Source organism: Aquincola agrisoli (assembly GCF_036621135.1).
GTDB lineage: Bacteria > Pseudomonadota > Gammaproteobacteria > Burkholderiales > Burkholderiaceae_C > Aquincola > Aquincola agrisoli.
In genome coordinates, this window is sequence record NZ_JAZIBG010000009.1 from 87717 (window position 1) to 112777 (window position 25061).

General features: G+C 71.8%; 26 protein-coding genes. 6 read left to right on the top strand and 20 right to left on the bottom strand.

The features are described from left to right. Window positions 1-79: 79 nt before the first annotated feature. On the top strand, window positions 80-760 hold the full coding sequence (locus tag V4F39_RS02280; protein ID WP_332287615.1) for a GntR family transcriptional regulator: 681 nt from the start codon (window positions 80-82) through the stop codon (window positions 758-760). Between the two features lie 25 nt (window positions 761-785). On the opposite strand, the gene V4F39_RS02285 is transcribed toward V4F39_RS02280, so the two are convergent. From V4F39_RS02285 to V4F39_RS02295, 3 genes are all read right to left on the bottom strand, one after another. Next, entirely contained in the window at window positions 786-2108 is a 1323-nt protein-coding gene (locus tag V4F39_RS02285; protein ID WP_332287616.1) for a TRAP transporter large permease, read from the bottom strand. A gap of 106 nt (window positions 2109-2214) precedes the next feature. Beyond that, window positions 2215-2718 (bottom strand): TRAP transporter small permease, encoded by a 504-nt coding sequence (locus V4F39_RS02290; protein ID WP_332287617.1) that lies wholly within the window; start codon window positions 2716-2718, stop codon window positions 2215-2217. Next, the gene (locus V4F39_RS02295) at window positions 2718-3752 is read right to left on the bottom strand and encodes a TRAP transporter substrate-binding protein (protein ID WP_332287618.1); all 1035 of its coding nucleotides are present in this window, start codon (window positions 3750-3752) and stop codon (window positions 2718-2720) included. The genes V4F39_RS02290 and V4F39_RS02295 overlap by 1 nt, the downstream gene beginning before the upstream one ends. A gap of 127 nt (window positions 3753-3879) precedes the next feature. Between V4F39_RS02295 and V4F39_RS02300 the strand changes: the two genes are divergently transcribed. Beyond that, entirely contained in the window at window positions 3880-4437 is a 558-nt protein-coding gene (locus V4F39_RS02300) for a YaeQ family protein (protein ID WP_332287619.1), read from the top strand. Between the two features lie 4 nt (window positions 4438-4441). On the opposite strand, the gene V4F39_RS02305 is transcribed toward V4F39_RS02300, so the two are convergent. Together V4F39_RS02305 and V4F39_RS02310 are read right to left on the bottom strand one after the other, a co-directional pair. Next, a complete protein-coding gene (locus V4F39_RS02305; RefSeq protein WP_332287620.1) occupies window positions 4442-5773 on the bottom strand; it encodes a hypothetical protein in 1332 nt (443 codons plus the stop codon). Then, window positions 5770-6504 (bottom strand): hypothetical protein, encoded by a 735-nt coding sequence (locus tag V4F39_RS02310; RefSeq protein ID WP_332287621.1) that lies wholly within the window; start codon window positions 6502-6504, stop codon window positions 5770-5772. Before V4F39_RS02310 ends, V4F39_RS02305 begins: the two co-directional genes overlap by 4 nt. Before the next feature lie 150 nt (window positions 6505-6654). Here V4F39_RS02310 and V4F39_RS02315 point away from each other — a divergent pair, with 150 nt between their 5' ends. The 3 genes from V4F39_RS02315 to V4F39_RS02325 are packed head-to-tail and all read left to right on the top strand — an operon-like array spanning window position 6655 to window position 9687. After that, a complete protein-coding gene (locus V4F39_RS02315; RefSeq protein WP_332287622.1) occupies window positions 6655-8820 on the top strand; it encodes a prolyl oligopeptidase family serine peptidase in 2166 nt (721 codons plus the stop codon). After that, window positions 8817-9110 carry a GNAT family N-acetyltransferase gene (locus tag V4F39_RS02320; RefSeq protein ID WP_332287623.1) on the top strand — a complete coding sequence of 98 codons (294 nt, stop codon included), beginning with the start codon at window positions 8817-8819 and terminating at the stop codon, window positions 9108-9110. Before V4F39_RS02315 ends, V4F39_RS02320 begins: the two co-directional genes overlap by 4 nt. 52 nt (window positions 9111-9162) lie before the next feature. Next, window positions 9163-9687 carry a 3'-5' exonuclease gene (locus V4F39_RS02325; RefSeq protein ID WP_332287624.1) on the top strand — a complete coding sequence of 175 codons (525 nt, stop codon included), beginning with the start codon at window positions 9163-9165 and terminating at the stop codon, window positions 9685-9687. 33 nt (window positions 9688-9720) lie between these two features. On the opposite strand, the gene V4F39_RS02330 is transcribed toward V4F39_RS02325, so the two are convergent. After that, on the bottom strand, window positions 9721-10602 hold the full coding sequence (locus V4F39_RS02330) for an NAD-dependent epimerase/dehydratase family protein (RefSeq protein ID WP_332287625.1): 882 nt from the start codon (window positions 10600-10602) through the stop codon (window positions 9721-9723). Window positions 10603-10690: 88 nt separating this feature from the next. On the opposite strand from V4F39_RS02330, the gene V4F39_RS02335 reads away from it, so the two are divergent. After that, entirely contained in the window at window positions 10691-11752 is a 1062-nt protein-coding gene (locus tag V4F39_RS02335; protein WP_332287626.1) for a CDP-6-deoxy-delta-3,4-glucoseen reductase, read from the top strand. Window positions 11753-11772: 20 nt separating this feature from the next. Here V4F39_RS02335 and V4F39_RS02340 read toward each other — a convergent pair whose 3' ends face one another. From V4F39_RS02340 to V4F39_RS02405, 14 genes are all read right to left on the bottom strand, one after another. Next, window positions 11773-12504, bottom strand: coding sequence for an acetyltransferase domain-containing protein (locus V4F39_RS02340; RefSeq protein WP_332287627.1), 732 nt, complete (start codon window positions 12502-12504; stop codon window positions 11773-11775). A gap of 1 nt (window position 12505) precedes the next feature. Next, window positions 12506-12961, bottom strand: a complete 456-nt coding sequence (locus V4F39_RS02345; protein ID WP_332287628.1) for a tellurite resistance TerB family protein — start codon at window positions 12959-12961, stop codon at window positions 12506-12508. Then, window positions 12955-13854 (bottom strand): MaoC/PaaZ C-terminal domain-containing protein, encoded by a 900-nt coding sequence (locus tag V4F39_RS02350; RefSeq protein WP_332287629.1) that lies wholly within the window; start codon window positions 13852-13854, stop codon window positions 12955-12957. The genes V4F39_RS02345 and V4F39_RS02350 overlap by 7 nt, the downstream gene beginning before the upstream one ends. Continuing rightward, the gene (locus V4F39_RS02355) at window positions 13854-14633 is read right to left on the bottom strand and encodes an enoyl-CoA hydratase (protein WP_332287630.1); all 780 of its coding nucleotides are present in this window, start codon (window positions 14631-14633) and stop codon (window positions 13854-13856) included. The genes V4F39_RS02350 and V4F39_RS02355 overlap by 1 nt, the downstream gene beginning before the upstream one ends. A gap of 11 nt (window positions 14634-14644) precedes the next feature. After that, window positions 14645-15619, bottom strand: coding sequence for a Bug family tripartite tricarboxylate transporter substrate binding protein (locus tag V4F39_RS02360; RefSeq protein WP_332287631.1), 975 nt, complete (start codon window positions 15617-15619; stop codon window positions 14645-14647). Further along, entirely contained in the window at window positions 15616-16839 is a 1224-nt protein-coding gene (locus V4F39_RS02365) for a CaiB/BaiF CoA transferase family protein (RefSeq protein WP_332287632.1), read from the bottom strand. The genes V4F39_RS02360 and V4F39_RS02365 overlap by 4 nt, the downstream gene beginning before the upstream one ends. Window positions 16840-16859: 20 nt before the next feature. Then, a complete protein-coding gene (locus V4F39_RS02370) occupies window positions 16860-18965 on the bottom strand; it encodes a 3-hydroxyacyl-CoA dehydrogenase NAD-binding domain-containing protein (protein WP_417281690.1) in 2106 nt (701 codons plus the stop codon). Between the two features lie 199 nt (window positions 18966-19164). Beyond that, window positions 19165-19806 carry a 3-oxoacid CoA-transferase subunit B gene (locus tag V4F39_RS02375; protein WP_332287633.1) on the bottom strand — a complete coding sequence of 214 codons (642 nt, stop codon included), beginning with the start codon at window positions 19804-19806 and terminating at the stop codon, window positions 19165-19167. Next, window positions 19803-20513: a 3-oxoacid CoA-transferase subunit A gene (locus V4F39_RS02380; RefSeq protein ID WP_332287634.1), complete on the bottom strand. Its 711-nt coding sequence runs from the start codon at window positions 20511-20513 to the stop codon at window positions 19803-19805. Before V4F39_RS02380 ends, V4F39_RS02375 begins: the two co-directional genes overlap by 4 nt. A gap of 10 nt (window positions 20514-20523) precedes the next feature. After that, the gene (locus V4F39_RS02385; protein WP_332287635.1) at window positions 20524-21684 is read right to left on the bottom strand and encodes a thiolase; all 1161 of its coding nucleotides are present in this window, start codon (window positions 21682-21684) and stop codon (window positions 20524-20526) included. Beyond that, entirely contained in the window at window positions 21681-22079 is a 399-nt protein-coding gene (locus V4F39_RS02390; protein WP_332287636.1) for a Zn-ribbon domain-containing OB-fold protein, read from the bottom strand. The genes V4F39_RS02385 and V4F39_RS02390 overlap by 4 nt, the downstream gene beginning before the upstream one ends. Before the next feature lie 13 nt (window positions 22080-22092). Then, window positions 22093-23097, bottom strand: a complete 1005-nt coding sequence (locus tag V4F39_RS02395; protein ID WP_332287637.1) for a tripartite tricarboxylate transporter substrate binding protein — start codon at window positions 23095-23097, stop codon at window positions 22093-22095. Window positions 23098-23248: 151 nt separating this feature from the next. Next, window positions 23249-24157: a LysR substrate-binding domain-containing protein gene (locus tag V4F39_RS02400; RefSeq protein WP_332287638.1), complete on the bottom strand. Its 909-nt coding sequence runs from the start codon at window positions 24155-24157 to the stop codon at window positions 23249-23251. Between the two features lie 21 nt (window positions 24158-24178). Beyond that, on the bottom strand, window positions 24179-25051 hold the full coding sequence (locus tag V4F39_RS02405) for a universal stress protein (protein ID WP_332287639.1): 873 nt from the start codon (window positions 25049-25051) through the stop codon (window positions 24179-24181). Window positions 25052-25061: the final 10 nt, after the last annotated feature.

A 25061-nucleotide genomic window follows, 5' to 3' on the forward strand; every position in this document is an offset into this window, starting at 1 on the left:
GCGGCGCTAGTGAAGCACTAATGTATTAGTGTGTCAACGAGGCATCCCACTAGAATTTCGAGCCCTGACCGCCCACGCCATGAAGCCACCGCACAAGCTCGACCGAACCCGGCAAGCCGCCCCGCAGGTCTTCGAGCGCCTGCGCGAGATGATCGTCTCGCTCGAGCTGGCGCCCGGCACGGTGCTGTCGCGGGCCGAGCTGGCCGAGCGCTTCCAGGTCAGCCAGACGCCGGTGCGCGATGCGCTGATGCAGCTGGGCCAGGAAGGCCTGGTGGACATCTTTCCGCAGCACGCCACCCTGGTCAGCCGCATCCACCTGCCGTCGGCCCAGCAGGCGCACTTCCTGCGCTGCGCGATCGAGCTGGAGGTGGTGCGCACGCTCGCGCTCGACGACGACGACGCGATCGTCGCGAAGCTGCGGGCGCAGGTCGACCTGCAGGCCGCGCTGGCCGGCGGCGAGCCGGAGGAGTTCATCGCCGCCGACCACGCCTTCCACCGCATGATGTACGTGGCCGCGGGCGCACCCGACCTCTACGACCTGGTGCGGCGCATGAGCGGCCACATCGACCGCCTGCGCCGGCTCGACCTGCCGTCGGACGGCAAGGCGAAGCGCGTGGTGCGCGACCACCGCCGCATCGTCGACGCGATCGCCAAGCGCGCGCCGGAGGCCGCGCAGGAGGCGCTGCGCGAGCACCTGTCGGGCACGCTCGGGCGGGTCGACGACATCCGGGAGCGCTTCCCGGACTACGTCACCGCCTGACGCGGGGCGCGTCCGCCGCGCCGCGCTAGAACAGCGCCTGCACCAGCCCCAGGCTCAGCGCCGGGAACATCAGCAGCGCCAGCACGCGCAGCACGTCGCTCGCGAGGAACGGGAACACGCCCTTGTAGGTCTCCGACATCGGCACTTCCTTGGCGATGCTGTTGACCACGTAGACGTTGAGCCCCACCGGTGGCGCGATGAGGCCGATGCCCACCGTCATCAGCACCAGGATGCCGAACCAGATGGCCTTGCCCTCGGGCGCCAGGCCCCAGAGATCGAGCGCCATCACCGTCGGGAAGATCACCGGGATGGTCAGCAGCAGCATCGACAGCTCGTCCATCACGCAGCCGAGGATGACGTAGCACACGAGGATGGCACCGACGATCGCCAGCGGCGGCACCTGCAGGTGGCCCACCCAGTCGGCGAGCTGCGCCGGCATCTGCGTGAGTGCGAGCGAGGCGTTCATCATGTCCGCGCCGAGGAAGATCATGAAGACCATCGCCGAGGTCTCCGCCGCGCCGAGGAAGCTGCGACGCAGCGCCGCCCAGCCCAGTTCGCCGCGCAGCAGCCCGATGACGAAGGTGCCCAGCGCCCCGACCGCGGCACCTTCGGTGGGCGAGAACATGCCGCCGTAGATGCCGCCGAACACCAGCGCGAACAGCGCCGCCACCGGCCAGATGCCCAGCAGCGCGCGCCAGCGGCCGGCCCACGGCATCGGCTCGCTCGGCGTGGCCAGCGCGGGGCGCAGGCGGCAGTACAGCGCCACCACCACCACGTAGCCCAGGGTCGCGATGAGGCCGGGCACCATCGCCGCCGCGAAGAGCTTGGCGATGTTCTGCTCGGTCAGGATCGCGTACACCACCAGCGGCACCGAAGGCGGGATCAGGATGCCCAGCGTGCCGCCCGTGGCCAGCGCCGCGGTCGAGAGGCGCCCGTGGTAGCCGTGCTTGCGCATCTCCGGGTAGGCCACCTGCGTGATCGTCGCCGAGGTCGCCACCGACGAGCCGCACACCGCGCCGAAGGCCGCCGCGCTCATGATGGCCGCCATCGCCAGGCCGCCGCGGATGTGCCCCACGAACGCGGCCGCCGCCCGGAACAGGTCGCGGCTCAGCCCGCCCTGCGTCGCGAACTGGCCCATCAGCAGGAAAAGCGGGATCACGCTCAGGTCGTAGACCGTCAGCCGCGCGACCGCACTGCCCTTGAGCGCATTGAGCAGCGCGACGTCGTTGGTCATCGCCCAGTAGCCGATGGCCCCGGGCACGAACATCGCGACCGCGATCGGCGTGCGGATCGCCATCAGCGCCAGCATGGCGCCGAACATCACCAGGCCCACCGTGACCGCACTCATGACAGCCCCTCGCCCGCCGAATACGTCGGTCGATCCCCCAGGGGGATGCGGGCCGGCTTGGGAGCGGCCCGGCGCTCGGCCCGCAGCTGGGTTGGCACAGGGCCTCTCATTCGGCCTCCACGAAGGCCGGCCGGCCGCCCCAGTGCAGCACCGCCTGCACCAGCGCGATCACCGCGGTGAGCGCCAGGCCGGGCGAGAGGATCGCGTAGGACCACCACATCGGCAGGCCCAGGATCATCGTCTGCTCCTGCGCCTCGGCGACCGATGCCGCGCCGACGGCCGACCGCCACGCGAGCACGCCCACCATCGCCGCCAGCAGCAGGCTGCCCAGCCCGTCGAGCCGGCGCAGCGCGCCGGCGCCGGCGCGCTGGGTGAAGAAGTCGACGATGATGTTCGCGCCGCGCAGCTGCGCCCAGGGCAGGCACAGCGCGATCGCCAGGCCGATGCCGAACTGCGTCAGCTCCACGTCGCCCGGGATGGGCTGCGACATCGCCGCGCGGCCGGCGATGCTGGCCACGACCATCAGCGCAACGGCGCAGGCCACGACACCGCCCGCGCAGGCGAACCACGCCGCGAGCCGGCGCAGCACGATAGGCATCGTGCCGGGCATCACTTCTTGTACTTGACCAGCAGGTCGCGTGCGTCCTGCAGCATCTGCTGGCCGGGCAGGCCCCGCTTGTTCATGTCGGCCACCCATTCCTCGTACAACGGCGCGCTGGCCTTGATCCACTGGTCGACCTCGGCGGCGGGCAGCGTGTAGAAGGTGTTGCCGCGGTCGACCGCGGGCTTGCGGCCCACGGCCTGGCTCTCGTCCCACACCTTGCCGGCGAAGGCCGACAGCACCGCGCCGCTGCGCTTGTCGATGATGGCCTTCAGGTCGGGCGGCAGGCCGTCGTACTTCGCCTGGTTCATCGCCAGGATGAAGCCCGCCGAATACAGCGCCGGGCGCGACGGATCCGTCTCGGTGTGGAACTTCACCATCTCGTGCAGCTTGACCGAGGGGATCACCTCCCACGGCAGTGCGAAGCCGTCGATCGTGCCCTTGCTCACCGCGTCGGCCACCGCCGGCAGCGGCATGCCCACCGGCGTGGCACCCAGCGCCGCCAGCAGCTTGTTGGTCTGGCGCGTGGGCGCGCGCAGCTTCAGGCCCTTCAGGTCGGCCAGCGACTTGATCTGCTTGTCGCGGGTGTGCAGGTAGCCCTCGTCGTGGATGCTGAACATCAGCGGCTTGAGGCCCGGGAACTCCTTGGTCGCGTACTTCTGGTAGTAGTCCCAGGACGCCTTGGCGCCCGCCTCGGCCGAGTTGTTCATGAAGGGCAGCTCGAAGACCTCCATGATCGGGAAGCGGCCCGCGGTGTAGCCCGGCAGCGTGAAGGCGATGTCGACCACGCCGTCGCGCGCCTGGTCGATCAGCTGCGCCGGCGTGCCGCCCAGCTGCATGGCCGGGAACACCTGGCACTTCATGCGGTTGTTGGAGTCCGCGGCGATCTGGTCGCAGAAAGGCTGCAGGATCTTGGTCGGTGGCATGGCGGCCGGCGGCCAGAAGTGGTGCACCTTCAGCGTCACTTCCTGGGCATGGGCACTGCCGCCGATGGCCGCGGCGGCGGCCAGGCCCAGTGCCAGACGTTGCGTGAACGAGCTCATCGGCAGTCTCCGGGTGAAATTTGAAACGGGCGCAGTGTCCATCAGGCGCGGCGGCCGGCCCGAACGGGATTACCCGGGCCGCGTGCGCAGATCGCACACGGCGCGCTGTGGCACAGTGGCGCCCCTCATGGCCATCAAGTCCACCATCTTCAAGGCGCAACTGCAGATCGCCGACATGGATCGCGGCGTCTACGCCGACCATGCGCTCACGCTCGCGCGCCACCCCTCCGAGACCGACGAGCGGCTGCTCATGCGCATCCTCGCGTTCGCGCTGAACGTGCCCGCCACCGACGAGCACGGGCGGCTCGAGGCCGCCAAGGGCATCTCGGACACCGACGAACCCGACTTCTGGCAGCACGACCTCAGCGGCCAGCTGCTGCACTGGGTGGAGGTGGGCCAGCCGGACGACCGCCGCATGATCAAGGCGGCCGGCCGGGCCGACCGCGTGACCGTGATCGCCTATGCCGCCAGCACGCCGATCTGGTGGGCCGGCCTGCAGAACAAGGTCGCGCGCGCCCCCCGGCTGGCCGTGTGGCAGGTGCCGGCCGAACAGAGCCAGGCCCTGGCCGCGCTCGCACAGCGCACGATGCAGCTGCAGTTCACGGTGCAGGACGGCACGGTGTGGGTGGGCGACGGCCAGCAGTCGGTGGAAGTGACGCCCCAGGTGCTGAAGGCCGCCGCCTGACACGTCAGCGCGTGCGCACCACGGCCAGCGTGTAGCCGGCGGTGCTGCCGCGCACGTGGGAATACGATTCCACGCGCAGGTAATACACCGCATCGCGGCGGCCGCTGTTGGTGACCGTGATCTCGTCGACCGCGCTGCCGCCCAGGCGGCTGGCGGCCACCTGCGACCCCCGGCCGGAGTAGCCGTACAGGTCGTGGTCCGCGCCGGCGGGCGGCGTCAGCGTCGCACGCACCGTGGCGCCGGCCGGCACCGTGACCGCGAAATAGTCGTTCTGGCCGCGCGCGGTCATCGTGCCGCGCAGCGTCGAACCCAGGGCAAGCCGCTGCGCCGAGCCGATCGTGTCGTTCGGCTCGTGCTCGGCGACCGTGTTCGCGGGCGGCGGCGGAGGGGGTGGAGGGGGCGGCGGTGGCGGGGGCGGTGCGTCCGCATCCTCGACCTCCATCCGCACGCCGACCGAATGCCAGAGGTTGGCGCCCTCCGCCGCGGTGTGCGGCATGTAGGCCTCGTACCAGAGCACCACGTCGCGGCCGACCAGCGATTCGCCGTTGCCGTAGGGCACCTGCACGTTCGGGCCCTGCGTCCAGCCCACGTCCTCGGCGGCCTGGTAGACGCGGCCGAACACGGTGTTGCGATCGTGGCCGGGCACCGGGCTGTTGTTGCTGTCGGGAATCGTGAACCCGGTGAAGCCGGGCAGCACCTTCATCGCCAGCCCCGTCGAGGGGTTGCGCACGCGCCAGCGGTGCTGCGCCGCGCTGCCCGCGGCCGCATCGAACTCGCTCGCCATCTGGCCGTAGCCGCTGCCCGCATCACGCTCGACCACCTGCGCCGCGGCCCCGTCGAGGCCGAAGTCGATGCGCCAGTTGGGGTAGTGCACATGCGTGACCACGCACTGCAGCCCCTTGCCGTAGACGTGTGCGTCGATGACGCCGTCGCTGCTGATGTAGTAGGCCTGGTAGAGGTCGTAGGCCCCGATCTGGTCGCGGATGCCGATCTCGTACCAGCGGCGGCCGTCGAGCGTGAACTCGCGCCGCGCCAGCGTCGCGCCGCTCGCCCACGGGATGGCCGACAGCGCGCCGCCCAGGCGGTCGGCGTAGGGGCCACAGGCATTGTTCTCGTAGAACACACGCATCACAGGCATGCTGATCTTGTCGATCAGCGGCCGGCCGTTGTAGCTGACGCCCGACAGCGACAGCCCATCCGACAGGCCGCTCACGTTGTACTGGAAGCGCCAGCCGTTCCAGTCGACCGTGCCGCTCTGCGCCCAGGCACCACCGAGGGCCGCCCCGGCCACCAGGCCCGCGGCCAGGCCGCGCCATGCACTCGACCGGCCGCTCATTGCGGCTCCTTGCGGCTCTTGATGACACGCTGGGCGCTCAGGTCGACCCAGGCGACGTACTCGGGGTTCGCGTCGTTGTCGACATGGAAGGAGACGTAGACGACGCGACCGTCGTAGAAGCCGCGGCCTTCGGGCTTGTAGGCCTGGATCGCGAAGCCCTCGAGCCGCCCCACGCGGCCGTCACCCCGGCGCAGGAAAAACGCCCGCGCCAGCGCGATCGCCTCGCGCTCCTCGTCGGCGGTGATCTCGGGCTGGTACTCGGCCGCCGGCGTCGTCGATACCGTCGTGTCACCGACGATGGGCTCCGCCACGGTGACGGTGGCATTGGCCTGCCGGTCGAAGAACTGGAAGCGGCGCTCGGTGACGATGCCACGCGCCGGGTCGCTCACCTCCACCACCGCCAGCGGCGTGAGCCGGCGCTCGCGCAAGGGCCGCAGCGCGGGCTCCTCGCCAAAGCGCTGTTCGACGCGGCTGAATGCCAGGCTGCGGCCCAACGACCGGCGCTGCTCCGCGCCGGGGTCGGAATGGTCGATCACGTCGGTGATGCCCTGCGGCTGCGGCGGCCAGACCGCGCTGCCGGGCCGCTGGAGGTGGCCGGTGGGGTGGCCGGGCCGCAGGCTGCGCAGCACGGCCGGGTCGTGTGCAAGCACGCACGGCGCGAGCGCCGCCAGCGTCGCGCCGCAGAACAGGGCGCGCGCCGTGGCGCGCCCCGGGTCGAACCAATGGCTCATCGGGGGATCCTCCTGATGTTGTTGTCTCGCCCGATCCGATCGAGATGCCACAAGACCTCTTTCATATCGAACATTGAGGATCATATTTCCAATCCACCGCGCCCCCTATCATCGACCGCCATCGGCCCGCGCCGGGCCGGCCCATCCGCCATGCGCCGCAGCCTCGCCCTCCTCCTGTCCTGCCTGACCTTCCTGAGCCCCGTGACCGCCCAAACTCCTCCCGAAGACCCGTACCTCTGGCTTGAAGACGTGCAGGGCGAGCAGGCGCTCGCCTGGGTGCGCGAACGCAATGCCGTCGCCCGCCGGCAGCTCGAAGGCGACGAACGCTTCGCACCGATGCGCGACCGGCTGAGGGAGATCCTCGACTCCAAGGCGCGCATCCCCGCCGTGGCGCGCCGCGGCGACGCGCTCTACAACTTCTGGCGCGACGAGAACCACCCGCGCGGCCTGTGGCGGCGCACCACGCTCGCCGAGTACCGCCGCGCCGAACCCGCCTGGGAAACCGTGCTCGACCTCGACAAGCTGGCCGCCGACGAGGGCGAGAACTGGGTCTGGGCCGGCGCCACCTGCCTCGGGCCGGACTACCGGCGGTGCCTGCTGTCGCTGTCGCGCGGGGGGGCCGACGCCACCGTCACCCGCGAGTTCGACAGCGTCGACAAGCGCTTCGTCGACGGCGGCTTCGTGCTGCCCGAGGCCAAGTCGCGCCTGGAGTGGATCGACGAGGACACGCTGTACGTCGCCTCCGACTTCGGCCCCGGCTCGCTCACCGACTCCGGCTACCCTCGGGTGATCAAGCGCTGGCGGCGCGGCCAGCCGCTGGCCGAGGCCCGCACGGTGTTCGAGGGCGAGCGCGGCGACGTCTCCGTCAGCGTGAGCGTCGACCGCACGCCCGGCTACGAGCGCACGGTGTTCAGCCGCGCCACCGACTTCTACAACTCGCTCGAGTTCCTGCTCGAGCAGGCCGCCGGCGAGGACCGGCTGCTGCCGATCGACAAGCCTACCGACGCGACGCTGAGCTTCTGGCGCGAGAAGCTGCTGGTGGAACTGCGCAGCGACCTGCGGGCCGGCGACACGCTCTTCCCGCGCGGCTCGCTGCTGGTCACCGACGCCGCCGCCTACCTCGACCCGAAGGGCAGGGACGCACGGTGCTACACGAGCCTCTTCGCCCCGACGCCCACGCGCTCGCTCGCCGGCTACGCGACCACGGCCACGCGGCTGGTGCTCACCGTCAGCGACAACGTCGCCAGCCGGCTCGAGGAACTGCGCCCCGCCGAAGGCGGATGGGAACGCCGCCCGGTCGACGCCCCCTACCCGGGCACGCTGGGCGTCTCCACGCTGCACGACCCGCTGCTGCCGAAGGACCCGCTTGGCGAGCACTACCTGCTGTCGGCCGTCGACTTCCTGACGCCCGACACCTTGTCGCTCGGCCAGGCCGGCACCGACGAGCGGGAGACGCTGAAGTCCTCGCCGCGCTTCTTCGACGCCGCCGGCATGCGCGTGGAGCAGCGCTTCGCGAAGTCGAAGGACGGCACGCGCGTGCCCTACTTCGTCGTCTGGCCCAAGGGCGCCGTCGCCGACGGCGACAACCCCACGCTGCTGTACGGCTACGGCGGCTTCGAGGTGCCGCTGCAGCCCTGGTATGCCGCGGCCAGCGGCAACGTCTGGGGGGCGCACGGCGGCGTGTTCGTCGTCGCCAACATCCGCGGCGGCGGCGAGTTCGGGCCGGGCTGGCACCAGGCCGCGATCAAGGCCGACAAGCAGAAGAGCTACGACGACTTCATCGCGGTCGCCGAGGACCTCGTCGCGAACAAGGTGACCCGGCCGGCGCGCCTGGGCATCCAGGGCGGCAGCAACGGCGGCCTGCTGGTCGGCGCGGTGATGCTGCAGCGGCCGGAGCTCTTCAACGCCGTGCTGTGCCAGGTGCCGCTGCTCGACATGAAGCGCTACCACCTGCTGCTGGCCGGCGCGAGCTGGATGGGCGAGTACGGCAATCCCGACGATCCGGCGGACTGGGCGGTGATCTCCCGCTACAGCCCATACCAGGTGCTGGCGGGCCTGGCGCCCGGCACGGCGCTGCCGCCGGTGCTCTTCACCACCTCGACCCGCGACGACCGCGTGCACCCCGGCCACGCCCGCAAGATGGCCGCCCGCATGATGGCCCTGGGCCATGCGACGCTCTATTACGAGAACATCGAGGGCGGCCACGGCGGCGCCGCCGACAACGCGCAGCGCGCCGAGATGATGGCGCTGGGCTACGTGTTCCTGTGGCAGCAGCTGGGCCGCGCGCCGGCCCACGCCACGAAGGCGGCGCCATGAGCGGCAGCCCCTCGCCCGCCGTGGAGGTCATCCACAACACCGCGGCCGGGCGCTTCGAGGCCACCATCGACGGCCTGCTTTGCGTCGCCGAATACACGCTGCAGGGCCGCACCGCGGTGATGCACCACACGCTGGTGCCGCCGGCCCTCGAAGGCCGCGGCATCGCCGGCGCGCTGGTGCGCGCGGCGCTCGCCCACGCACGCGAGGCTGGCTGGCGCGTGCGCCCGACCTGCAGCTACGTGGCGTCCTACATGCGAAGGCATCCCGAGACGCAGGACCTTCTGGCCTGAGGCCGCGGCCGCGCAGCTTGTCGCCCCGGCGACAGGGCCGCTATGCTCGGGCATGAACGACACCGACATCCCGAGCGAGGCCCCCTGCGTGCTGGACGTGGAGGCCTCCGGGTTCGGCCGGCACAGCTACCCGGTCGAGGTCGGCGTGGCCCTGCCCGACGGCCGGGCCCTGTGCACGCTGGTGCGGCCCCAGCCCGAGTGGACACACTGGGACGACGCCGCGCAGCACCTGCACGGCATCTCCCGCGAAACCGCCCTGCTGCACGGCCGCAGCGCACGGGCGGTGGCCGAGCTGCTGAACACGGAGCTGGAGGGCCGCACGGTCTACACCGACGCCTGGGCGCACGACTACGTCTGGCTGGCCACCTTGTTCGAGGCCGCCGGCCTGCGGCCGCGTTTCCGGCTCGAACACCTGCGGATGCTGCTCGACGAGGCCCAGACCTCGTCGTTCGACGATGCGCGGCGCGCCGCCAGCGAGGAGCTGCGCGTGACGCGCCACCGCGCCAGCAACGACGCACGCACGCTGCAGCTGGCGGTGATGAGGCTGCGCCAGAACGCGCCGAGCGCCACGCATTGAGCGCCCCGCGGGGGCCGCGCGCTGCGGGCACGCTCAGCGCGCCAGCAGGCCCTCTCGCACCGTCGGATGGCGCAGGCGCACGCCCAGCTCGTGCGTGAGCCGCCGGTTGTCCAGCCGGCGCGACTCGGACAGGAAGCTCATCTGCACCGGCGACAGCCGCGCCGCGGCCTCGGCACGCGACAGCCGCGGCGGGCGCGGCAGGCCGTGCAGGTCGGCCACGAGGTCGAAGTAGTCGCCCATGCGCAGCTCGGTGTCGTCGCTGGCGTGGTAGATGCGCTGGGGCGCGCCGCGCAGCAGCGCCGCGACGCAGGCCCGCGCCAGGTCGTCGGCATGGATGTGGTTGGTGTAGACGTCGTCGACCGCGGCGAGCACCGGCGTGCCGCGACGCACGCGCTCGCGCGGATCGCCGCCCTCGCGGTCGAGCGCGTAGATGCCCGGCACGCGCAGCACGCAGACGGACGCCCCGGCCGCCCGCCCGAAGGCCCGCACCCGGCGTTCGGCATCGACCCGCCGCCGGCCGCGCGCGGTCGCGGGCCGCGGGGTGCGTGTCTCGTCGAAGCGCGCCCCGGCCGCGTCCCCGTACACGCCGCTGGTGCTGACGTAGACCAGCCGCTCCACCACGCCCGTGCGCGCGAGCGCCTGCAGCAGGTGGGCGGTGCGGCGGTCCGCCTCGCCCTGCGCGGGCGGCGGCGCCAGGTGCAGCACCCGCGGCGCCAGCCCCGCGGCACGCCGCAGGCTGGCAGCGTTGTCGAGGTCGGCCACCAGCGGCAGCGCGCCCGCGGCCCGCAGCTCGGCGCAGCGGGCCGGCTGCGAGGTCAGCGCCAGCACGCGCCAGCGGCGGCCCAGCAGGCGCAGCACGCGCAGGCCGACGTCGCCGCAGCCGACGATGAGCAGGTCAGGACGGTGGAGGCGCATGGCGAGACGGGGACGGGCGGAGGGTCGGGAGGGGGCGGGCACAATCGGCCGGACGAGTTTAGAGGCCGCGTATCCCTTCGCTTCCATCATGACGTTTTCCATCTCCGTGCAGCCCGCCGGCGTGTCGTTCGACGTGCCGCGCGACGACACCATCCTCGCCGCCGCCATCCGCTCCGGCATCGGGCTGCCCTACGGCTGCAAGGACGGTGCCTGCGGCTCCTGCAAGAGCCGCCTGCTCGAAGGCCGCGTGATCCACGGCGCCCACCAGGTCAAGGCGCTGACGCCGGCCGAGGAGGAGCAGGGCCTGATCCTCACCTGCTGCGCGACGCCGCAGACCGATTGCGTGCTGGAGGCGCGCACGGTGCCGGGCGCCGGCGAGTTCCCGGTGCTGAAGATGCCCGCCCGCGTCAGCACGCTGGAGCGTGCCGCGCCCGACGTGATCGTCATGCGCCTGCAGCTGCCGGCCAACGTGGCCTTCCAGTACCACGCGGGGCAGTACGTCGAGTTCATCCTGCGCGACGGGGCCCGCCGCAGCTACAGCATGGCCAACGCGCCGCTGACCCCCCGGCCGGCGGCCGGCGGCACGCCGCCGCCCGCCGGCTCGATCGAGCTGCACCTGCGCCACCTGCCCGGCGGCAAGTTCACCGACCACGTGTTCGGCGCGATGAAGGAACGCGAGATCCTGCGGATCGAAGGCCCCTTCGGCAGCTTCTTCCTGCGCGAGGAGAGCGACAAGCCGATGGTGCTGCTGGCCTCGGGCACCGGCTTCGCACCGATCAAGGCGATCGTCGAGCTGATGCAGGCCAAGGGCATCACCCGGCCGGCCCGGCTGTACTGGGGTTGCCGCAGCCGTGCCGACCTCTACCTGCACGACTGGGCCGTGCAGGCCGCGGCCGCGCTGCCGAACCTCGAGTACATCCCGGTGCTGAGCGAGGCCCGGCCCGAGGACGGCTGGACCGGGCGCACCGGCTTCGTCCACCAGGCGGTGATGGCCGACCTGCCGGACCTCTCGGGCTGGCAGGTCTATGCCTGCGGCGCGCCGGTGATGGTCGAGTCGGCGCAGCGCGACCTCGTCGCGCAGTGCCGCCTGCCGGAAGAGGAGTTCTACGCCGACGCCTTCACCAGCGAGGCGGACAAGCACGAGGTCTGAGCCGCGCGGGCCGCTGCGGCTCAGCGCCGCAGCGCGTCGGCCAGCAACAGCAGGCCGATCAGCACCGGCTGGTGCAGCATGTAGAAGGTCAGCGGCCAGCGGCCCAGCGCCGCCAGGCCGCGCAGCGGCCGCGGCAGCCGCCCCATCAGCCACGCGGGCCGGCTGGCGGCCAGCCACTGGCCGGCCGCCAGGCCCCACCACACGACGCCGAGCCACGGCAGCAGCGGCACGTAGTCCTCGACCGCCGGCTTGTGCGTGACCAGGCCGATCCAGTCGGTCCAGCGCGAATCGAAGAACGGATGCTGCACCCACTGCGGCAGCAGCACCGCCGCCAGGCCGGCCGGCCACAGCCAGGCCCCCGCGCGCGCCGTCAGCCGCGTGACGACCAGCATCACCGCCAGCCCATGCAGCACGCCGAAGCTGATGAAGGAGGCCGGGAACATGAACCACGAGCCCACGCTCACCAGCAGCGCGCAGCCGGCCAGTTGCAGCCAGCGCCGCCAGAAGCGCCCCCAGCGCTGGCCCTGCCGCAGCGCCAGCGCCTGCGACACGCCCGCGCAGGCGAGGAACAGGCTGACGATGCACAGCCGCTGCAGCGTCCAGCGCGGATCGTTGTAGAAGTCCTGCGGCGGGATGAAGCGCAGGAAGTTCAGGTCGAAGCAGAAGTGGAACGCCGCCATCCAGACCATCGCCGCGCCGCGCAGGGCGTCGAGCCGGTCGGCACGGCCGGCCTGCGCCGGCAGGGCGGCCATGTCAGAGCCCCTGTGCCGCCTGAGCCCGCATCTTCGCGTGCACGTAGGCGCCGTGCGGGATGTGCAGCAGGTCGGCGAGCCGGCGCATCACATGGTTCTCGTGCGCGCTGAGCACGCCATCGGCATAGGCCACGCGCCACATGTGCTCGACCATGCGCAGCTTCTGCGGCATGTCGAAGCCGTCGTTGATCATCGACGTGAACCGGAAATAGTCGCTGGCCTCGCGGGAGGCCTGGTGGGCCAGCGCCACCAGCTGCGCCAGCTCGTCGTCGGCCAGGTGGAACTTGTCGCGCAGTCCGGCGATGACGGCGTCGCGCTCCGCATCGGACATCTCCGCGTCGGCGCGCATCACCTCCACCAGCATCACCGCGGTGGCCAGCTCCAGCTGGTGCGGCGCGCCGCCGCCGGCCGCCGGCGTGCGCAGGGCGTCGAACAGCTCTTTCAGGGTCTTCAGCATCGGCGCAGGTTAACCGCTGCGAGGCCGGTGGGCCGCAGGGCCCCGTCGAAGTGCAGCACGCCGGCGGCCAGCACCGGTCGGCCTCCTTCCGCCCTGGCGGAAAACCTGAGCGCCTGGTCCGCCCGGACCGCGTCGATGGCCAGCGTTTCGCCGGGCCACACCGGCCCGGTGAACCGCGCCTCCACGCCGCGCACCGCGCCGGCATCAAGCCGGAACTCGGACAGCAGGCGCCGCACCGCCGTGCCCAGGCTGCAGAGCCCGTGCAGGATCGGCCGGCCATGCCCCGCCCGTTCGGCGACGAGCGGGTCGCTGTGCAGCGGATTGACGTCGCCCGCGAGCCGGTACAGCAGCGCCTGGTCCGGCCTCGTCGGGGCCAGGATGCGCCGCACGGCCGGCGCATCCGGCCCGGGCGCCTCGACCTCCTGCGCCGTCCGGCCCGGCAGCCTCGCCCCATCGGCGCACCGACGCACGAAGAGCGTGGACCGGGCCTGCGCGACGAGGGACCCCCGCGGGCTCCTCAGGTCCGAGTCCACGTGCACCAGCGTCCCCGAGCGCTTGGGCTCGACCGCGCCGATGGCGGCGCTGACGGCCACGGTGCCGTCGATGTCCAGCGGCTGGTGCAGGCTCAGGCGCTGGCCGGCATGCACGATGTCGGAGAGGTCGACATCGCCGAAGCCTGGACGCAGCGCCGCGCGTTGCACGAGGGTCAGCGCAAACGTCGGCAGCACCTTCAGTGCCACGCCGGTGCTGTTCTCGGTCGTGTACTCGAGCTCCTGGCAGGCATCGGCCTGGCCGGCCCCGACGCCGAGCGCGTAGAGCATCACGTCGCGTGCCGACCAGTGCACCTCGCGCGGGCCGAGCGACCGGCCCACGCTGCCGAGGTCGACGGCCATCAGGCCTTCCGGTGCCGGAGGTAGGGGGCCATGAACCGTGCCGGCTCGCCGGTCGCGAAGGCGGATGCGAACTCGTCGACGCCGCGCCGGATGGCGGTGTCCAGGTCCTGCGCCTGCCACTCCCGCAGCAGCCGCTTCTGCTGGCGCAGCACGTGCGCCCCGCACGAGGCAAAACTGCCCGCCTGGCGCGCCACCTCGTCGTCCAGGCGGTCCAGCGGCACCACGCCGTCGACCAGGGCCCACGACAGCGCCTGCGCGGCGTCGATGTTCTCGCCGGTGAGCAGCAGCCAGCCCGCGCGGGCCTGCCCGATCAGCCGCGGCAGCAGGGCTGCATGGATGATGGACGGGATGCCGACCTTGACCTCGGGCATGCCGAACTGCGCACGGTTGGAGGCGATGCGCACGTCGCACGCCGCCGCCAGCTCCAGGCCGCCGCCCAGCGTCCAGCCCGCGAGCCGCGCGATCACCGGCACGGGGCACTGCCGCACCGCCTCGCAGAGCTGCCGCAGCCCCTCGATGAACGTGCGTGCGGACTCGGGCACCAGGGTGCCCATCTCCTTGATGTCGGCGCCTGCCACGAACGCCTTGTCGCCCGTGCCCCGGAGCACGACGGCACGCAGGTCCTCTCGGTCGGCGAGGCGCTCGAAGGCCCCGCGCAGGTCCGCGATGACCGGCGTGCCCAGGAGGTTCAGGCTGCCCGCGTTGCGGATGGTGACGGTCGCGACGCCCTGGCCGTCCACGTCGACGGCCGCATGCGTCCACTCGGGAGTGGCATTCATGGTGTTCTCTTTCACATCTTCTCGAAGCCGATGTCCTGGACGAGCTGCTTCCATCGGCCGTTCTCGCGCTGCACCAACGCAGTGAACGCCGCGCGCGACATCGGGCTGGGAAGCGCACCCTGTTTCTCGATGGCGGCCACCACGTCGGGTTCCGCCAGCACGGCCCGCACGGCCTGGTTGAGCACGTCGAGCACGGCCTCGGGTGTCCCGGCCGGCGCGCCGATGCCGAACCAGGACGGCGTGTTGAGCTGCGGCAGGCCGGCTTGCGCATACGTCGGCACCTGCGGCAGCAGCTTCAGGCGGGACGGCGCGGCCACCGCCAGCGCGCGCGTCTGCCCCGCCGCCAGCATGCCGGCCGACGACGGGATGTTGTCGAACACCACGTCGATCTGCCCGGCCACCAGGTCGACGAGCGCCGGCCCCAGGCCCTTGTACGGCACATGCAGCATCTGCGTGCCGGTGACGTGCTTGAAGATCTCGCCGTTCAGGTGGCTCAGGCCGCCGTTGCCCGAGGAGCCGAAGGAATGCTTGTCGGGGTTGGCCTTCAACAGCGCGATCAGCCCCTGCAGGTCCTGCACCGGCAGCTTCGGGTTGACCACCAGCACGTTCGGCACATCGGCGATGTTGCTGATGGGGGCGAAGTCCTTCACCGGGTCGTACGCCGTCTTCTGGTAGACGTTCGGGTTCACGGCGTGCGAGCTCTCGACGAGCATGACCAGCGTGTAGCCGTCGGCGGGCTGCCTGGCGGCGTGGGCCGTGCCCAGTCCGCCGCCGGTGCCGGGGCGGTTTTCCACCAGGACACTCTGCTTGAATGCCGCCTGCAGCCGTGTGGCGACGATGCGGGCCAGGAGGTCGGTCGTGCCGCCCGGGGCATACGGGACGATGAGCCTGACCGGCTTGTCCGGGTAACCCGCTGCCCGGGCGGGCCCGGTGGCGCAGGTGCAGGCCAGGGCCATGCCGGCCTGCAGGAGATCGCGTCTGTTCATGATGAGGAGGTGGAGGGGTGGCGGGTGGCGGGGGCGCTCTGCTCGAGGCCCGCAGGGGGTGGCAGGTGCAAGGCGCCGGACAGCAACGGCGGCGCCAGCACCGAGGACGGATTCCTGCCGCTTCCGCTCAACATCGGGTTGCGGACCGTGGGCACCTCGCCGAGCCGGGGGTCGTGCACGACCTGCAGCAGCCGGCGGTGCTTCACCTGCGGGTGCGCGAAGACTTCCTGCAGGCTGTGGATCGGGCCCCAGGGCACGTTGGCCTGGTCGAAGGCGTCGGTCCACGCGCGGCGGGTGCGCGTGGGAAAGGCCTCCTGCAGCAGCCCCCGCAGCGCCGGCAGGTTCACGATGCGCAGCGCATTGCTTCGGAACCGGGGGTCGTCCGCCCACTCGGGATGGCCGGCCACCGCGCAGAAGCGCCGGAACTGGCCGTCGTTGCCGATGGCGAGGATCAGGTGCCCGTCCGCGCAGCGGAACACCTCGTAGGGCGCGCAGTTCGGGTGGGCGTTGCCGCTGCGCTCGGGGTTCTTGCCGGAGACGAGGTAGTTGGCGCCCTGGTTGGCGTTCATGGCCACGGCCACGTCGAGCAGCGCGATGTCGATGTACTGCCCCCGCCCCGTCGTGTGCCGCTGGAACAGCGCGGCAAGCAGGGCGGAAGTGGCGTACAGGCCCGTGGACAGGTCGATGACGGCCACGCCGGTGCGCAGCGGGCCCGCGCCCGGCTCGCCGTCGGGCTGGCCGGTGTAGCTCATCAGGCCGCCCATGCCCTGGAAGACGTAGTCGTAGCCGGGCTTGTCCGCCATGGGCCCGGTCTGGCCGTAGCCGGTGATCGACAGGTAGACGAGCCGGGGGTTCAGGGCCTGCAGGCTCGGGAAGTCGAGACCGTACTTCGCCAGTGATCCGGCCTTGTAGTTCTCCACCAGCACGTCGGCGTCCCGGACGAGCTCGCGGATGGCCGCGGCGCCTTCCGCCGAGGAGAAGTCGACGGCGACCGAGACCTTGCCCCGGTTGCAGCACGAGAAGTAGGCCGAGAGCTGCTCGCCCGTCGCTTTGTCTTCCAGGTACGGCGGCCCCCACTGGCGGGTGTCGTCGCCGCGGCCGGGCTGCTCGACCTTGATGACCTCGGCCCCGAGGTCGGCCAGGTTCTGCGTGCACCAGGGCCCGGCCAGGATGCGGGACAGGTCGATGACTTTGATGCCGGCAAGGGCGTTGTCGAGCATGGGGGTCTCCAAGGAAGTCGTCAGAAGCCGGCCTGGCCGTCGGCCACGAGCCGCTGGATCAGCGGCGCCGGCGTCCACTGCGCGCCGTGCGCCGCCTCCAGCGCCCGCAGGCGTGCGAGTACCGCTTCCAGGCCCAGCGTGCCGGCGTAGTGCATCGGCCCGCCGCGCCATGCGGGGAAGCCGTAGCCGTGCACGTACACGACGTCGATGTCCGACGCCCGGCGGGCGATGCCGTCGTCCAGGATGCGGGCCCCTTCGTTGACCAGGGCGAGCACGCAGCGCTCGACGATCTCCTCGTCGGTGAACGCGCGTCGCGTGAAACCCGCCTCCGCGCCGGCGGCCTCGATGATGGCCATCGCCTGCGGATCGGGTTGCGGGAGGCGGCTGCCGTTGTCGTAGCGGTAGTAGCCCGCGCCGGTCTTCTGCCCCAGCCGGCCCGCCTCGCAGATGCGGTCGGCCACGCGCGGATACCGCAGGCCCGGCGGCCAGGTGGCCAGAAGCCTCTGGCGCGTCGCCCAGTTGATGTCCAGCCCCGCGAGGTCGGCCATGGCGAGCGGGCCCATCGCCATGCCGAACCGCTTCATGGCCGCGTCAATCTGCTCGGGCCGGGCGCCCTCCTCCAGCATGAACCAGGCTTCGCGCCAGTAGCCGGTCAGCATGCGGTTGCCGACGAAGCCCTCGCAGACGCCCACCAGCACCGGGATCTTGCCGATGGCCTGGGCCATGGCCATGCAGCGCGCGATCACGGCGTCGGAGGTGCGCTCGCCGCGCACCACCTCCAGCAGGCGCATCACGTTGGCCGGGCTGAAGAAGTGCAGGCCGATGACGTCCTCGGGGCGGCCGGTCGCCGACGCGATGCGGTCGATGTCGAGCCGCGAGGTGTTGCTCGCCAGGATGGCGCCGGGCTTGCACAGGGTGTCGAGGCGGCCGAAGAGCTCCTGCTTGACGGCCATGTCCTCGAACACGGCCTCGATCACCAGGTCGGCCTCGGCCACGTCCTCCAGGCGGAGGCTGGAGCGGATGCGCGCGAGGCGGGCCTCCACCTCGGCCGGCGACAGCTTGCCCTTCTCCACCGTCACGCCGTAGTTGCGGCGGACGAGCGACAGGCCCCGATCCAGGGCCGCCTGGTCGCGCTCCACCAGCGTGACCGGGAGGCCGGCGTTCGCGAAGGCCATGGCGATGCCGCCCCCCATGGTGCCGGCGCCGAGCACGGCCACCGAAGCGATGGCCGGCGTGTCGGCGGGGATGCGCGCTTCGAACTTCGGCGCCTGGCGTTCGGCGAAGAAGAGATGGCGCAGCGCGTGCGACTCCGGGCCCGCCACGAGCTTCAGGAACACCTCGCATTCCAGGTCGAGCCCGTGTGCCAGCTCGTGCTGGCAGGCCATCTCGACACAATCGACCGCAGCCTTCTGGGCCTTGTGGTTGCGCGCCCTGGGATCGAGGCCGGCGCGCACGGCGGCGAAGTCCACCTCGTCGAGCGCCGGCATGCGGCCGTGCAGATCGGGCAGGCTGCCCTCGGCGGCCGCCTGCTCGAGCGCAAACGCCGTGGCGAATGCCAGCAGCTGTCCCTGCGCGACGGCATCCACGAGCCCCAGGGCGCAGGCCTTCGCGGCATCCACTGGCCTGCCCTGCACGATCATTTCCAGCGCGGCGCGCGCCCCGATGAGCCGGGGCAGGCGCTGCGTGCCACCGCCGCCCGGGACCAGGCCCAGCTGCACCTCGGGCAGGCCCAGCGACGCCTGCGCGCTCGCCACGCGGAAGTGGCAGGCCAGGGCCAGCTCGAGCCCGCCGCCCAGCGCAGCGCCGTGGATGGCCGCGACGACCGGCTTGTTCGCATGCCGGATCAGCGCCTGGACGTCGCGCGACAGCGGAAGTTCGGCGGCCGCCGGCGTGTTGAACTGGCGGATGTCGGCGCCGCCGCAGAACATGCTGCCCGCCCCCGCGATGACGACGGCACGCACCTGCGGCTCGGCGATCGCGTACTCGAGGCCGCGGAACAGGCCCGCCCGCACGGTATTGCCCAGGCCGTTGACCGGCGGGTTGTCGATGGTCAGGACGACCACCCCGTCCTGCGTGTGCAGGCGGACGGTGTCGGAGAGGGTGTCGGGTGCTTCGGTCGTCATCATGGCTTCAGGAGGAAATGGCGGCGCTGCAGCCGGAGGCCCGCGCCACGCGGGCGAGGTGGTGGCGTTCGCCGCCGAAGCTGTGCTCGAGGTCCAGCAGGCGCTTCACGCCGCGGCCGATCTCGGTTTCGTCGGGCCAGGAAGCCGCGCACCTCCGCGCGGAAGGCATCCAGCGAGCCCGTTGACGACATGGCCGCTGCGCTCAATCGAAGATCAACGCGGCGCCGGTGCACGCCACCAGCGCATCGCGGGTCAGCCCTGCCACCATGTCGATGACACGGAGCCCCTGCGGCTGGACCTCGAAGGTGCCGAGGTCGGTATAGACGCGCGTCACGCACCGCACGCCGGTGAGGGGCAGGTCGCATTCGCGCACGAGGCGAGGCTGGCCGTCGCGCGTGGTGTGCTCCATCAGCACGTAGACCTGCCGCGCGCCGACCACCAGGTCCATCGCCCCGCCGACCGCCGCCGCCACGCCGGGCTGCCCCAGCGACCAGTTGGCCAGGTCGCCCGCCTGGGAGACCTGGTAGCCGCCCAGCACCGAGAAGTCGAGGTGGCCGCCTCGCATCATCGCGAAGGAGTCCGCGTGGTGGAAGAACGACCCGCCCTCCACCAGCGCCACCGGCTGCTTGGCGGCATTCATCATCTCGGGGTCGACCGGCTCCGAAGCATCGAGCGAGCGCATCCCCAGGATGCCGTTCTCGCTGTGCACCATGATCTCCTGCTCCGCGCGCCAATGCGCGACGACCATCACCGGCAGGCCGATGCCGAGGTTGACGTACGAGCCGTCCGGGATGTCGAGGGCGACGGCCCGCGCCATCTCCTGCCTGCTGCGCCGCGGCGTCATGCCAGCGCCTCCGCTGGTTCGTCCACGGACGCCGGTGCGGAGCCCGCGCCGACACAAACGAGCCGCGCGACGAAGATACCCGGCGTCACGATGGCTTCCGGGTCGAGCTCGCCGAGCGCGCGCCGCTGCGCAACCTGGACCACCGCCTTGCGGGCGGCCATGCACATGACGGGCCCGAAGTTGCGCGCGGCCTTCCGGTAGACCAGGTTGCCCCAACGGTCGCCTGCCAGCGCCTTGACCAAGGCGAAGTCGCCTCGCAGCGGGTGCTCGAAGACATGGCCGCGGCCGTCGATGACACGCGTTTCCTTGCCGTCGGCGAGCCGGGTGCCGTAGGCCGTGGGCGTGAAGAAGCCCCCCAGGCCCGCCCCGCCGGCGCGCAGCCGCTCGGCCAGGGTGCCCTGCGGCACGCACTCGAACTCGATGCGGCCTTCGGCGTACGCCTGCTCGAACGCGCCCGCCTCCGCGCCGCGCGGGTACGAGGCGATCAGGCGGCGCACCCGCCCGAGGCGGATCAGCCGGGCCAGGCCGCCGTCATGGCTGCCGCTGTTGTTGCACACCACGGTGAGGTCGCGTGCGCCCTGGCGGCACAGGGCATCCAGCAGCTCGACCGGCTGCCCGGCCAGGCCGAAGCCGCTGACGAGCACGGTGGCCCCGTCGTGGATGTCGGCGACCGCCGCCTCCACGCTCTCGATGAACTTGTCGATCACCCTCGGTCTCTCAGTGCTGGGTGGAAAGGATGGCGGTGGCCTGGCTGGACAGGACGCCCCCGTTGCCGTGGACGAGGGCCGTCCGGGCACCGGCCACCTGGCGGGCCCCGGCCTGCGCACGCAGCTGGGTGACGGCCTCGATCACGAGGAAGATGCTGTACATGCCGGGATGGGTGCAGGACAGGCCCCCGCCGTTCGTGTTGAGCGGGAATGCGCCGCCCGGTGCGATGCGGCCGCCGGAGACGAACGCGCCGCCCTCCCCCTTCTTGCAGAACCCCAGGTCCTCGAGGAACAGGATGGGGTTGATGGTGAAGGCGTCGTAGAGCTCGACGACGTCGATGTCCGCGGGTGCGAGCCCTGCCTCGGCGAACGCGGCGGCGCCGGAGTCGCGGGCGGGCGTGACCGTGAGGTCCTCCATGCAGGAGATTTGGCGGTGCCAGTGCGCGTGGCCGGTGCCGAGCACGTAGACGGGCGCGGGGTGCAGGTCTCTCGCCCGCGGCGATGCGCTGACGACGAAGGCGCCGGCCCCGTCGGTGACCAGGCAGCAGTCGCGCACGGTGAGGGGGTCCGAGATCATCTTCGAGCCCAGCACGTCCTCGATGGACAGCGGCTCGCGCATGAACGCGTCCGGGTTCAGCATCGCCCACCGGCGCGCGGCGACCGCCACTTCGGCCAGCTGCTCACGCGTCGTGCCGTACTCGTGCATGTGGCGCGCGGCGGCCAGCGCGTAGCTGGAGACCGGGTTGAAGGGCTTGTACGGGTGCTCGTAGGGCTGGGGGTCCAGCTCCGCGCGCATCTGGTTGATCTTGCTGCTGCTCGGCGCGCTGCGCGGCGTCGCGCCGTAGCAGACCAGCACATGGTTGCAGCGGCCGGACAGGATGGCCATCGCCGCCACCTGCAGGTCCGCGATGAACGACGAGCCGCCGAACATGGTGCTGTCGGAGAACCGCGGCCGCAGGCCCAGGTACTCGGCCATGCGCATCACCCACCAGGGCGACGTCAGGCTCGAGGTGATGATCCCGTCGATGTCGGCCATGCGCAGGCCGCTGGCGCGCACGGCGGCATGGGCGGCCCGCGAGATGATCTCCTGCTCGGTGGCGCCGCCGGCATGGCCCATGCCGGCGAGCCCCGTGCCGAGGATGGCCACCTGCCCGCGCAGAGACGTCGTCATGGCCGGCCTCCGGCGGGCGCGAAGACGAGCAGCGCTGCATCCCCGTCGACCTGCACCCGTGCCTCGACCCGCTGCCCGATCCGCACCTCGGCCGGCGGCGTATCGACGACCGTGCTCATGAGGCGCGGGCCTTCGTCCAGGTCGACGAGGCAGACGCAATAGTCGCCGCCCGCAGGCTTGCGGACCGTGGTCGTCGAGTAGACCGTTCCCCGCCCCGAAGGGCGGCGCCAGGCCAGCGACTCGGAGTGGCAGTAGGGGCAGCAGGCCCGGGGATAGAAGTGCCACCGGCCGCAGTCCTGGCAGCACGGGATCTCGAAGACGCCCTGGGCCAACGTGGCGAAGTAGCGCGCCTCCTGCGCAAACGCCTGCAGCGAGGCACCGGCCTGTTCTTGCATGCTCGGCCCCTCGTCAGTCTTCGGCCTTGACGCCGGTCACCTTGACCAGTTCGCGCCACTTGGCGACCTCGCGGACGACGTAGTCCCTGGTCTGCGCCAGGTCCATCACGCCGGCCGGCTCGCTGTACTGGGCGCGCAGGCGCTCGGCCATCGCGGGCGAGTTCATGATCCGGTTCACCGTCTGGTTGAGCTGGCTGACGATCTCGTGCGGGGTGCCGGCGGGGGCATACAGGCCGAGCCAGGTGTAGACGTCGAAGTTCTTGTAGCCCGACTCCTTCAGCGTCGGCAGATGCGGGAACACCGCGCTGCGCTCGCCGCTGGCGATGGCGATGGGGCGCAGCCTGTCGGAGGCGATGAAGCTGGAGACGCTCATCGAGTCCTGGAACGCCACGGGCACCTCGCCGGCCAGCACCGCCGTCGTGCCGGGCGCCGCGCCCTTGTAGGGCACGTGCGTGAGCGGCAGGCCGCTCAGGTGGCGCAGCAGTTCGCCGCCCAGGTGCGTCGAGCCGCCGGCCCCGGCGGTCGCGTAGGGAACGCTGCGCTGCGTCTTCGCCCAGGCGACGAACTCGGGCACCGTCTTGGCCGGCACGCCCGGGTTGACGACGAGCAGGTTGGGCGCCTTGGCGAGGATGCCGATCGCCTCGAAGTCCTTCACCGGGTCATAGTTCACCTTCTTCTGCAGGACCGGGCCGATCACGTGGCCCGTGGCGCTCACCAGCAGCGTGTAGCCGTCGGCCGGCTGCCGGGCCACGTACTCGGTGCCGATCTGGCCCGCCGCGCCGGCGCGGTTCTCGATGATGAAGGTCTGCTTGTAGGCCTCGCCCAGCTCCTTCGCCAGGGCGCGGCTGACGATGTCGGTCATGCCGCCGGGCGCGAAGGCCACGACGATGGTCACCGGCTTGTGCGGGTAGCCCTGCTGCGCGAACGCACCGGCGGCACCCGCCAGCGCTGCGATGCCGAAGAGGGAACGGACGAGGGCTGCGGCGAGCTTGCCGGGCCGTTGAGCGGCGTGAGTCATGCTGTCTCCGAGTAGTGCTGTCGAGCCGGGGCTGCCGGCCCCGTACCAGTGCGGAGTCAGTGTAGAAATCGGCCCGCGGCCGATCCATCCGAAAGATTCGAAGCGGTGTTTCGAGCCCGTCAAAGCCCCGGTGGAAACCCCTAGGCTTCGTTCAGGGCGCTTCGCGCGTCATGGCGACCCGCGGATCGTCCAGCAGGAACTGCAGCAGCGCGGTGGCGAAGAGCGGCAGGCGCCCTTCCGCACGCACGGCCAGGTTGAGTTCGCGGCGGGCCCAGGGCTCGGCCAGGCGCAGCGTGGCGATGCCGGCCGGCGGCTTGGCCAGCAGGCTGCTGGGTACCAGCGCGATGCCCAGCCCCGCGGCCACCAGCGAGAGCACCGCCTCGAAGCTGTGTGCGTGCAGCCGTGCCCGCACCGGCTTGCCGACGCGGATCGCCGCGTCGCGCAGGAAGAGGAAGTTGCTGCTCGTGCGGCTCATGCAGACGAAGTCGAATTCGAGCGCGGCACCCAGCTTGACCTCCGGCTCCGCGGCGAGCACGTGGTTCGACGGCACCACGATGGCCAGCTGGTCCATCGCATAGCGGTGGACCTCCAGCCCGCCGACCTCGGTGCCGCCGGCGAAGATGCCGATGTCCACCTCGCGGGCCAGCACCGCGGCGGGAATGGTCTCGCTCTGACGCTCCTCGATGTCGGCGTCGACGTCGGGGTTCAGCACGAGGAAGCGGCCGATGGACGCGGTGGCAAAGCCGTTCAGCGCGCTGCTGTTGGCAGCGATCCGCACGTGCCCCTTGAGGCCCGACACATAGCGGCCGACGTCGCCGTGCATGCGCTCGACGCCTTCGAACAGCTCGCGCACATGCTCCAGCATCGCCTCGCCGGCGGGCGTCAGGTCCATGCCGCGCGGGGTGCGCACGAACAGCGGCGCCCCCATGGCCTGCTCGAGGTTCTTCAGGCGATAGCTCGCGGACGACGCCGTGATGTGCACGCCTGCGGCACCGGCAGACAGGCTGCGGGCCTGGGCGATCTCCAGGAAAAGCTTGAGGTCGGTGAGTTCGTAGCGCATGGCTCGCAGGCAGGGACGTCGTCACGGCGCCCGCACGATCAGGGTATCGCACGGCAGCCAGTCGAGCAGCTGCGCCGCCACGCTGCCGAGCAGCGCGCCCAGCAGCCCGCCGCGGCCGTGCGTGCCGATCACCGCGAGGTCGATGCCGTTGTCGCGCACGTAGCGGGTGAGCAGGCTCTCGATCGCGCCCGCGTCGACCACCGCCGGCAGCCGGCGGTGCAGCGCCTCGGGCAGGTCGCTGCCGGCGATGAACTCCTCAGCCTCGGCGCGCGCCGCGACGAGGCTGCGCTGCGCATCCAGGTCGGGCCGGGCCGGCGGCTGCGCGTTGTAGAGCGTGAAGGCCGCCTGCGGGAAGAAGCGGCTCGCGGCGTGCAGCGCATGGCGCGACGGCGGCGAGAAGTCGCTCGCCACCACCACCTTGCGGTAGGGTGCACGCGGGCGGTTGCGCACCACCAGCAGCGGCTGCGGCACGCTGCGCGCCAGCTTCTCGACCGTGGAGCCGACGAGGAAGCGGCCGAAGGGCTCGTCGCGTGCCATGCCGGTGACGATGAGGCCGCAGCCTTCGCGCGCGGCCACCTCGGCGATGACGGCGGCCGTGGCGCCATGCGCCAGCACCACGCGCCCATGGGCCTGCAGCCCGGCCAGTTCGGTCTTCAACTGCTCGCGTGCCTGCGCGAGGCGCTCGCGGTCATCCTCGCCGTCGACCCAGTTCAGCACCAGGTCGGGCGCGCGCGGCACCTCCACGACGTGCAGCACGACCAGGTCGGCCCCCCAGGCCTCGGCGAGTTGCACGGCACGGTCGAGCGCGCGGTCGCAACGGGCGCTGAGGTCGGTGGCGAGCAGCATCCGCACGGGTGGGCCGGACATCCACGGCGGCAGGACGGGCAGGGTCATGGTTTCCTCC